Origin of the sequence: Saliphagus infecundisoli, assembly GCF_020177375.1 — an archaeon.
In the GTDB taxonomy this organism is placed as follows: Archaea; Halobacteriota; Halobacteria; order Halobacteriales; family Natrialbaceae; genus Saliphagus; species Saliphagus infecundisoli.
On sequence record NZ_JAIWHV010000053.1, the window covers coordinates 1 to 9,475 of the forward strand.

General features: G+C 51.0%; 5 protein-coding genes and 5 pseudogenes. 7 read left to right on the plus strand and 3 right to left on the minus strand.

Annotated elements, in window-relative coordinates; genetic code table 11:
• Nucleotides 1–159: 159 nt before the first annotated feature.
• Complete coding sequence (locus LCF40_RS22335) at nucleotides 160–624, minus strand: dTDP-4-dehydrorhamnose 3,5-epimerase family protein (RefSeq protein WP_224830341.1); 465 nt, start codon at nucleotides 622–624, stop codon at nucleotides 160–162.
• Nucleotides 625–712: 88 nt separating this feature from the next.
• On the opposite strand from LCF40_RS22335, the gene LCF40_RS22340 reads away from it, so the two are divergent.
• From LCF40_RS22340 to LCF40_RS22355, 5 genes and pseudogenes are all read left to right on the plus strand, one after another.
• On the plus strand, nucleotides 713–2,347 hold the full coding sequence (locus LCF40_RS22340; protein WP_224830342.1) for an alkaline phosphatase family protein: 1,635 nt from the start codon (nucleotides 713–715) through the stop codon (nucleotides 2,345–2,347).
• A gap of 3 nt (nucleotides 2,348–2,350) precedes the next feature.
• Nucleotides 2,351–3,868, plus strand: a complete 1,518-nt coding sequence (locus LCF40_RS22345) for a flippase (protein ID WP_224830343.1) — start codon at nucleotides 2,351–2,353, stop codon at nucleotides 3,866–3,868.
• A gap of 101 nt (nucleotides 3,869–3,969) precedes the next feature.
• A pseudogene (locus LCF40_RS23920) lies at nucleotides 3,970–4,191 on the plus strand (IS1595 family transposase); the annotation flags it as partial.
• 63 nt (nucleotides 4,192–4,254) lie between these two features.
• A protein-coding gene (locus LCF40_RS22350) for an IS630 family transposase (protein ID WP_224830344.1) occupies nucleotides 4,255–5,392 on the plus strand; the annotation gives its coding sequence in 2 pieces (ribosomal slippage) (nucleotides 4,255–4,679 and nucleotides 4,678–5,392; 1,140 coding nt in all).
• Nucleotides 5,393–5,460: 68 nt separating this feature from the next.
• A pseudogene (locus tag LCF40_RS22355) lies at nucleotides 5,461–5,829 on the plus strand (helix-turn-helix domain-containing protein); the annotation flags it as partial.
• A 12-nt stretch (nucleotides 5,830–5,841) separates the two neighbouring features.
• Here LCF40_RS22355 and LCF40_RS22360 read toward each other — a convergent pair.
• Nucleotides 5,842–7,145, minus strand: a pseudogene (locus LCF40_RS22360) (IS4 family transposase).
• A gap of 84 nt (nucleotides 7,146–7,229) precedes the next feature.
• On the opposite strand from LCF40_RS22360, the pseudogene LCF40_RS22365 reads away from it, so the two are divergent.
• Nucleotides 7,230–7,979: pseudogene (locus LCF40_RS22365) on the plus strand (IS630 family transposase); the annotation flags it as partial.
• 12 nt (nucleotides 7,980–7,991) lie between these two features.
• A pseudogene (locus tag LCF40_RS22370) lies at nucleotides 7,992–8,285 on the plus strand (IS1595 family transposase); the annotation flags it as partial.
• Between the two features lie 38 nt (nucleotides 8,286–8,323).
• Here LCF40_RS22370 and LCF40_RS22375 read toward each other — a convergent pair.
• Nucleotides 8,324–9,331 carry a glycosyltransferase gene (locus LCF40_RS22375; protein WP_224830345.1) on the minus strand — a complete coding sequence of 336 codons (1,008 nt, stop codon included), beginning with the start codon at nucleotides 9,329–9,331 and terminating at the stop codon, nucleotides 8,324–8,326.
• Nucleotides 9,332–9,475 lie beyond the last annotated feature (144 nt).

Sequence of the window (9,475 nt, forward strand, 5' to 3'; positions counted from 1 at the left end):
GCACCAACGTTCCAAAACATGAGTAGTTGCGTCGCTGCTGGCAGCGACGCTACGGTGATTCACGCCCATATCTCACTGATCGCACAGATCTACGCTCGTCCGAAACAACACTCTGTTTGGTAGGGCCGATCGTTGGAAACTTCCGAAACAATACGCAACTTACTCGTGAGGCGGTTCCTCCCAATCCAGTGGGATCCTGTCGGCGTCATAGGGAATGCGTTCCTCATCCGGTTCATCATAGTCGTAGAGTTTCGTCGGGTAGTTGATGAGAATCGAGGGCTCGTCGCCGATCGCCTTGAACCCGTGCCAGCAATCGCCCGGGATGCGGACCATCTGTTGGTTGTGCTCGCCGATGACAAACGTGTTCAGTTCACCCTCGGTGGGTGAGTTCTCGCGTTCGTCGTAGATACCGACCTTGATACGTCCTTGCGGGCAGACGAAGTGGTCAATTTGACCTTCTAGGTGGCGATGCCACGCCCGGATAATTCCGGGGTAGGTCATTGAGTAGTAGGACATCTCTGGCGAGATATCGTACTCATTCCAGTCCTCACGGTAGACTTCGGCGAGGTGGCCCCGCTCGTCGGCGTTCACTTGAAGGTCACGGACTTCGAGGTCGTGGATCATCTATAGATTACTCGCTAGAGGAGATTGATTGGCTTTTCGGTGTCAATCCAAAAGGATTCATATGTACTGCTGAAAACCGTACACATACATGGACACGCTCGTCATCGGCCTTGATGGAGGAGAGTGGGATGTTATCAACCCTATGATTGAATCAGGACGATTACCAAATTTTGCTCAACTCAAACAGAGCGGTGTTTCTGGTCCTCTCAAGTCAATCACTCCTCCTGTTTCGCCGCCAGCCTGGAATTCTATAAATACCGGTACGAATCCCGGTAAGCATGGTATCTTCGACTTTAGCACCTTCGATGAGGAGTACAATCGACGCTCAATCAACTCCTCCGACCGAAGTACAACGCCGTTCTGGGAGGTTATGAACGATCAGGGGATAAGTACGGGACTGTTCAAGATTCCTTTTGTGTACCCTCCCAGTGATGTGGACGGGTTTATTGTTTCAGGATTTCCGACTCCTAATACGGTTGATGACTTTGCGAGACCACAGTCGTTAGTTGACCGTGTTGGTCCTATTGAGGATCTCTTCGAAGACTGGTCACTCCAACAAGCCGGAAACTACGAAGGCTTCAAGCAAAATCTGATTGAGGTCACAGAACGGCAGACTGATATCTTCATTGAATTACTTCAAGAGTACGAGACAGACTTCTCAATGACAGTTTACGATGGATCTGACCGCATACAGCACTTTTTCTGGAAATATTTTGATGAATCGCATCCTCGCTATGACCCAAATTCACCGCTAGCGGGGGCTATCGAGGAGTACTATGCAACTGTAGATCGTGGTATCGGTCAACTTATTGATACGGTCGGCGACGATTGTGACATCGTCGTACTCTCTGATCACGGATTCGGTCCGCTCTCGTATGATATCTACATTGATGAGTGGCTGGAGGAGGAGGGATTCATGTCACGTCAAGCTAGGGAATCAACGACAAAAGCAGTCAATGACATCCTAGCTATTACGCTCAGAACGGCTTGGAGTCCGGTAAATCAAGTAGGTCTTGATAACATGGTGAAGTCGATTCTTCCCTCTTCCTGGTTCCAGTTTGGAAGCAGCCTCCAGGACGAATCTCATCACAACATTGTCTGGGAGGAGACACAGGCGTTCTTTACAACCCTTTCCGGTCAAGCTCTGTATATCAATCTCGAAGATCAATTCTCCAGCGGTTCTGTCTCACATAATCAATATAATGATGTGATTGAGGAGATTCGATCCTCCCTACTCTCAATGCGTCATCCGGAAACAGGAGAAGAACTGGTCAAAGAAGTCATCAGAAGTGATGAAGAGTTCGATGGCTGGCGACTGGATGATGCACCTGATCTTATCGTCCGTACCGCCCCTGAGTTTACGATGAAAGACGGATACTCGGACTCGCTTGTACAGTTGTCAACACAGAATACACACGACCGATCCGGCGACCATCGAACCGATGGAATCCTTCTCGCTAGTGGACCGTCATTCAAAACGGGATCTGTCGAGAGAGCTAGCGTACTTGATATCGCACCCACGTTGCTGTACCTTCAGGGAAGCGCAATACCGTCGGTGATGGACGGGAGTGTTCTAACAGACCTATTTTCGGCGATGCCTAAAGAAAGAAACCTCGTGAAGACGGACGATTACGGGCAATCGAAAACTGGAGGAAGACAGTGGAACGCGGAAGAGGAAGCCGAACTCGAAGAGCGATTGAGCGATATGGGCTATCTCAACTGAGGAATGAGCGACGAAAATGACAGCGGTGTCTTCACGCTGGCAACGCAGGGGAGCATCACTCTTGTAGGTAACGTATTCGGAAAGGGGCTGGGATTCGCCTTTGTTGCAGTTGCAACTCGTCTAGTAACACCGGCTGAGTACGGTGTCTTCACCCTCGGTCTCTCGATCGTGCTATTTGCGCAGGGATTTGCAAGTCTGAATATCTATCGATCGATAGACTACTTTGTCCCGCAATATTTGAGCGATTCGAACTACGGTCGGGCCAAGAGAACACTTCAGAGCGCTTTTATTATTGGTGGAGTTATGTCAATTTTGGGTGCTGTAGTTCTCTTTCTCGCTAGAGAGCGTCTCTCAACCATATTTAACGAACCTCGGGTTGCGGCAGTACTCTCCCTCTTAATCCTTTTAATCCCATTGCAGACGTTGTTACGAATGTTAATCACCTCTTTTAATAGTATTAAAAAGATGAAATATAGGGTTCTAGTGAAGGATCTGATTAGCCCTCTTATCCGGACTCTTGGTGTTATACTATTAGTCTCAACTGGGGCGGGGTTGCTCGGCCTCGTCGGCGGATATCTCCTTGGAGTGGCACTAGCTGTTGTATGTGGGTTAGCGTTTCTCCTATACGAGGCGGACTGGATTCGAAACGCTAAATCAAGTCCGATTTCGAATCGATCGCTAGTCTCGTACTCACTTCCATTGGTTCTGGCAGGCATGATTTACTCGCTCGTCGGCCAGATTGACTACTTCGTCATCGGCTACTTTCTGAGTTCTACAGACGTTGGCCAGTATCGGATCGCATACTTGCTTGCCGTGAATCTTCTTATCGTCCTGGCTGCAATCACGCCCGTGTTCAAACCGATGGTTTCCGAGAACCGATCTAATACGCCCCTCCTCGAAAGTCGCTATCAGCTTGCGACTCGCTGGATTACTATGCTTACGATCCCACCCGCACTTACACTCATCCTCGCGCCCGACATATATTTGTCACTCCTGTTCACTGAAGAGTACACAGCAGCGAGTGCTGCTGTCGTCGCACTCACAATTGGGTACCTCCTTAATGCTTCATTTGGACCGGAGGGAATGATTCTAGAAGGACTCGGTCACACACGACTGACACTTATTAACACATTTATGCTGGTCAGTGTGAACGGAATTCTCAATATTCTTCTTGTTCCCCAACTTGGTATTCTCGGGGCGGGAATCGCAACAGGCACAGCGCTTGCAGTGACTGGTTTGCTAGGAGTAGGCGAGATTTATCTCCTGCGATCTATTACGCCTATCAGTTGGAAATTGTTGCGCGTTTGGATTGCTATTATATTCCCAATTATTGTGGGTTGGGCCACTATGTCCTTAGATCTAGGTGATATACAAACGGCTCTTGTTTTGCCTATAAGTATATTTACTGGATACATCTTAGGAATACGCGCCACCAACGGTTTCACCGATGATGATCGGAAGATTGCATCTCGAATCGATGGTTATCTCGGATATTCAGTTATATATCCAATTATATCATAATTCAACTTCGCTCTTGCGCAACGTAGCGAATAGCTCTCGATGAAATTAGGGCATCCCGCCGAATGCAGGCGATTATGCTCGATCAACCGGCGTTCGGCGGGATGCTTCACCAACTTGTCTCGCTTGGCGCCTTAGAGTTTCGACCCGAGCCGCTCGATGCGCTCATCGAGCGGCGACTGAAGGACGCCTGGAAGCAAGCTCCATGCCCTAACTGTGGCGAACACACCGTCCAGACCTCCGAGAACTCATCACGGATTTGGTGTGGAAACCGCCGCTATACCGGGACGTACACGCTCAGAACCCCATTCTACAATTCGGAACTCACCCTAGTGCGCTTGCAAGCGTCGACTGCGTAGCTTATCTCCTTTGGGCGCGTTTCTATACAAATGGGACGGAAGAAGCATCTCGTCGATCTCTCTGACGAGGAACGGAGCGAACTTGAGGCGTTTATCTCGACGGGAGAACGCAGAGCCGAGGACATCACCCGCGCACGAATTCTTCTCAAGGCTGACGAGGGGCTCACAGATCCCGAGATCTGTGAGCACCTCGGCTGTTCGATCTCCACACCATATCGCACGCGAAAAGCGTACTCCGAGCGAGGGCTTGCGGCGCTCCACCGCCGCAAGCCCGATCGCGACTACGAGCCAAAGCTCGATGGCCGCGGTGAAGCACATCTGGTCGCCCTCGCGTGTTCTGATCCACCAAAGGGACACTCTCGCTGGACGTATCAGCTTCTCGCCGATCGCTTGGTCACTCTCGAGGAGATCGACCTCGAGTCGATCTCCCGAGAGACCGTTCGACAGCGGCTAAAAAAACGACCTGAAACCGCATCGCTCGAAGTACTGGCTGATCCCAGCAAAACAGAACGCTAAGTTCGTCTACCGCATGGAAGACGTTCTTGCACTCTACCACGAACCGTACGATGAAGACCGGCCAGTCATTTGCTTCGACGAGTCCAGCAAAACGCTTCACAAGCATGTACGCGACCCGCTCCCGGCAACACCGGGAGCGGTCGCACGCGAGGACACGCACTACGAACGCAACGGTGAGCGGAAAATCCACGTCGCCACCGAACCGCTCACCGGTTGGCGAAACGTCACTGTCACGCCGAGACGACGCAAGCGCGAGTTCGTCGAACAAATGCAAGAGCTCGCGGATGAGCACTACCCGGATGCAGGCCGCATCCGGGTAGTGCTCGACAACCTCAACACGCACAACCCGGCTGCCTTCTACGAGTTTTGCAAGCCGAAGGAAGCACGAGAGTATCTGGACCGATTCGAGTTTCACTTCACACCGAAGCACGGGAGCTGGCTGAACATGGCGGAAATCGAGCTGAGTGCGCTCAGCACTCAGTGCCTCAACCGACGCATTCCTGACGCGGCGACACTCCGAACGGAGGTCGCCGCGTGGGAAACTGAGCGCAACGAGGCTACCGTCTCGATCGACTGGCAGTTCACTACCGAAGACGCTCGAACGAAGTTACACCAGCTCTATCCGACGATCAAGGAGAAAGAGCAGAACTAGGCTGTCCACACTTGCAAGCGCACTAGTGAGTCACAGAAGATTTAGGTGTACTCTGAGTTGGGAGGGTAATGACGGGACGAGAGAAAGAGATCGTCCGTCACCTCAGCGAGGACGATCTCGACCGCTTGCTCACACAGACTGACGACGAGAAGGTGAGCAAGCGGCTCACCTTCATCAAACGGCTGTACAAGGGTGCAACGCTCGAAGATGCAGCTGATGATGTTGGAATGTCTCAATCAACCGGGAGTCTCTGGACGAAGCGCTGGAATGAAGGTGGACTTGGGAAGCTCACGCCGAACTTCGGGGACGGACGTCCCCCGAAGCTCGGCGAAGATGAGCGCGAGCGTCTTCTTGACCACCTCGAAGATGGAGAACCGTGGAAGAAACAGGAGATTCAGCACCTCCTGAACGAAGAATTTGACATTGAATACCATCCCATTGGTCTTTAGCTAAGCCTCAACAGTCGGTTGGATGGTGGTAGCGAGCTGTTCCTGGAGGATTGGTCGTTGCTTGTGGATCTTCTGAGCGTCTTGATCAATCGCTGTAGCAGTGGTGGCGGTGAGTAGGCGAGATAGTCCCTCAGTTCACGGAGGATGAGCTGGGCGTGCGACCGGAAGGTCGCCGCCCAGCGCTCCGGTGGGAACACGGTCCCCTCATCAGCGTGTTCTCTGACCAGACCAAGCAAATCACGGCTCACGATCAACGATAACAACGCTGCGTACAGCAGAATCTCCACGATATGCTTCTTCGTCGTGTCGAACTTATCTAGCCCGTACTGTGTCTTGAGTTCTCGGAACAGCAGCTCTACCTGCCATCGACAACGGTAGATCGTCGCGAGATCAGCCGGGTAAAACTCGTCTCGAGAGAGGTTCGTGATGTACAGATGGTAGTCGTCGGCGTCCTCGTTGCGGACGCCGACGACGCGGAACCGTTTCGTATCTCGTGACTGCGTCCCCTCGTACTCCCTCCGATCGAACTCAACTTCGACTTCTACGTCGATGTACGTGCGTGAGAGATCGTCTACGATGTCGAAGATTTTCTCGCCTTCCAAGGGGATGGCGCGACCGCGCCATCCTCGTAGTTCATCCGTCACAACCGGGTTTGCGCTCCGTTTCAACCGGCTCACGAAGTAGCCGTCGTTCTCGTCGATCAACGCGAAGCGCCGGTACTTGAAGTATGCAAGATCGAAGATCGCTAGCCGTCCTTCCAGCCATGGTCCCGTCTCAAACTCTGTACTGTCGTGCGTTTTCTCGTCTGTGACGCTGAAGCGTTCGACCGTCTGGTCGGTGACGTTATGGAGCAGGTGGAGCGACGCTCCAGCCTGCTCCTCATGACGTGCTGTGTACTCCTCAGAGAGCAACTCGTGCAACCGGAGAACAGTTCCATCAGCGATCATCACGTCTCGAAAGCGGTCGAACTCCTCAGAGACAGTGTGAGGGACAGCGACCTCGTCGAAGCCGTACTCGACGAGGTCGCGGAGGTACTCTGCGAGTGTCGGCGTCAACCGCTGATAGAAGCCTCCCGGAGAGAGCGACTCGTCGGCAGTGGAGTTGTAGCTGCGTCTGAAGGCCGCAAGCGTTCGGCTTTCGCCCGCGGCGAAGCCGAACGCGAACGACCAGACAAGTGGTGGGATCTGAAGCTTCCCCTCGCGCTCGATCACGCCGACAGAATCGGCGTGGTCTTCGAGTGCTTCAGAAGGAAGGAGGTTAGTGAGACGACGTTCAACATCATGTGAGGAGGCTTCGTTGTGCACACTCGTTGCCTCCTCACTCCTCTCGAAAAATAGCTCTGATAAGCCGCCGCTGTCATGCGGTTCTTCGCTTAGCTAAAGACGGATGAATACCATCCAAACTACCTCCCGCGACTGCTGGATGATCTAGGCCTCTCGTACGCGATTCCGCGTACAGAGAGGCCAGACCGCCCAGAGAACGCTGACGAAATCCTCGACGAACGCGTTTCCGACGCGTTCGCCGAGGATGAGACAGATAAGCCTCATAACAAACAGCCTGAGGACGACGGTGATGAGGAATGGACGGTTGACGACGATATTCGGACGGACGGTGGAACAACGATCGGGTTCTTCGATATCTCGCATCCACAACCATGGGACAATTCACAGCGACTCTACACGGTGAGCGAACCGACAATCACCCGGCCGCTGGTGAAAATCGATACACCAGCGGCCGGGTTCTACGCACTCAACGGTGAGAGCGTCCTCCAGTTTCCTCCGAATCAAGAAAAAGAACGGATCTGCGCGTGTTTCGAGGAGATTCGCGAGCAGAATCCGAGCCAGCGGATTCTGCTCGTCTTGGACAACTTCTCGTCACACATTTGTGCGCATACGCGGAAACGCGCCCACGAACTCGGGATTGACCTCATCTTTCTTCCCGTCGGCTCACCGCATCTCAATCCAATCGAGCCGGTCTGGAAGAGTCTCAAATGGGAATCATCGCCTCTGATCGTGGAGGGCGCGGACGAGTACCGCGCCCTCCTCGATAGAATCTTCACGAACCTCACTGACCGACTGAGCTTCGCAGGTTCGTGGATAGAAAACCATCTCAGCAATTTCATCAAGAAGTTACGTTAATCACTATTTTCCCTGGGAGAGGTCTGGACTGACGAATTGCCGGCCTACTAAGGAATGGAACACGATCACTGCACGGTTATCCACGACGCGGAATATGTCTCAGCCGACGGAGTTCACACGAACCAAGCGGAGTGCCTCTGGTCGTTGGTGCAGCCATGGCTCGCTAAGTTTCGCGGCCTGTCCAAGCAGGGCTTGGAGCAGGCCGCTCGCACCTACGGATTCCTTCGGTCGCTGAACCTTGCCGGAGCACCCGTTCATGGGCTTATCGATTGCTTCGCTATCGGTGTTCTTCGCCACGCTGAGTAAGAGCGACCCCGAAAGTAGTGTGCGACGCGACCAACAATTTAGTATGAGCTTTGAAATGAGGATAATGTTGCTCGCAGGAAATCCTTGATCAGATAAAGAGAAGGTTTTTTAACAGAAAACCTCTTATATCCCCCACCATAGATATTGTCGATTATATATTTATGCCGAGATAGCAGAGATTGTTCCGGATTATAGATTTCATATCTGTTTTTTTCAAACTGATACCTGTCGTTAAGATGTTGGCAGACAATTTGCTTATCTAATAGCATCTCATCACTCGGAATCGTAGAGATCTGGTTGAGGAATTCCCCCCACTTTATAACGTCTTTTTTTACACGGCTAAGTTCACGCTTCTCTAATGCTGATGCAATATTTTTCTTTAATTTATTTGTTTCCCAATCTGATTCGTTTGCGCTATGTCGGCGATAAAGATGAAGCGGTTCTTCGATACTACTGACATAACTAACTACTGAACCAGATATTGCAATATAATAATCGTGGGGAACATTGTCTGGAATCGGGACGATATATTCTTTTACACGGTCAGAAAACGACATTTCACATCCCTTCATGAAATTATATTTAAGAAGTTCGGAGAAGCAGTGTCTTGGGTTTTGGGCTATCCCAGATTGATACTCTGATGTTGACCAGTGATCTGTAATTGGTTCCAACCTGTGATTGACAACTAATGCATTATTGAAGACGACCCCAGCGTTGCTCTCCTCATGACATTTAATATGTTTTTTGATTTTATCTTCTTTCCAAACATCATCTTGATCGGATAGAAAAATATAATCTCCATTACATTTAGATATAGCTTTGCTGAAATTTTTTGTGATTCCTAAGTTAGAGCTATTTTTATATAATTCAATTATATGGGGATATTCTGATCGGTAATTGTTTAATATATCTAAAGTTTCATCAGTTGAGCCATCATCACAGAAAATAATCTGATCTGGCATGTGTGTTTGTTCAATAATACTGTCAATTTGGCCTTCAAGATGTTCTTCCCCATTATATGTACAGACTGCAACAGAAACACTCATGTGATTACGTCCTAAGTCTGTGGCGTTTCGACTATTTAAAACCGGCGTGAGCCGGTAGTGACGGCCTGATGTCTGTGATTTCCACGTCATCAGATAGGCCGTCATCGGGTGAAACGGATGCCAACAACATCAATTCTGTCGAAA

Excerpts from the sequence above, each read along its gene's own strand:
- LCF40_RS22345 (WP_224830343.1), top strand. The coding sequence starts at position 2,351 with ATGAGCGACGAAAATGACAGCGGTGTCTTCACGCTGGCAACGCAGGGG.
- LCF40_RS22340 (WP_224830342.1), top strand. The coding sequence starts at position 713 with ATGGACACGCTCGTCATCGGCCTTGATGGAGGAGAGTGGGATGTTATC.
- LCF40_RS22375 (WP_224830345.1), bottom strand. The coding sequence starts at position 9,331 with ATGAGTGTTTCTGTTGCAGTCTGTACATATAATGGGGAAGAACATCTT.
- LCF40_RS22335 (WP_224830341.1), bottom strand. The coding sequence starts at position 624 with ATGATCCACGACCTCGAAGTCCGTGACCTTCAAGTGAACGCCGACGAG.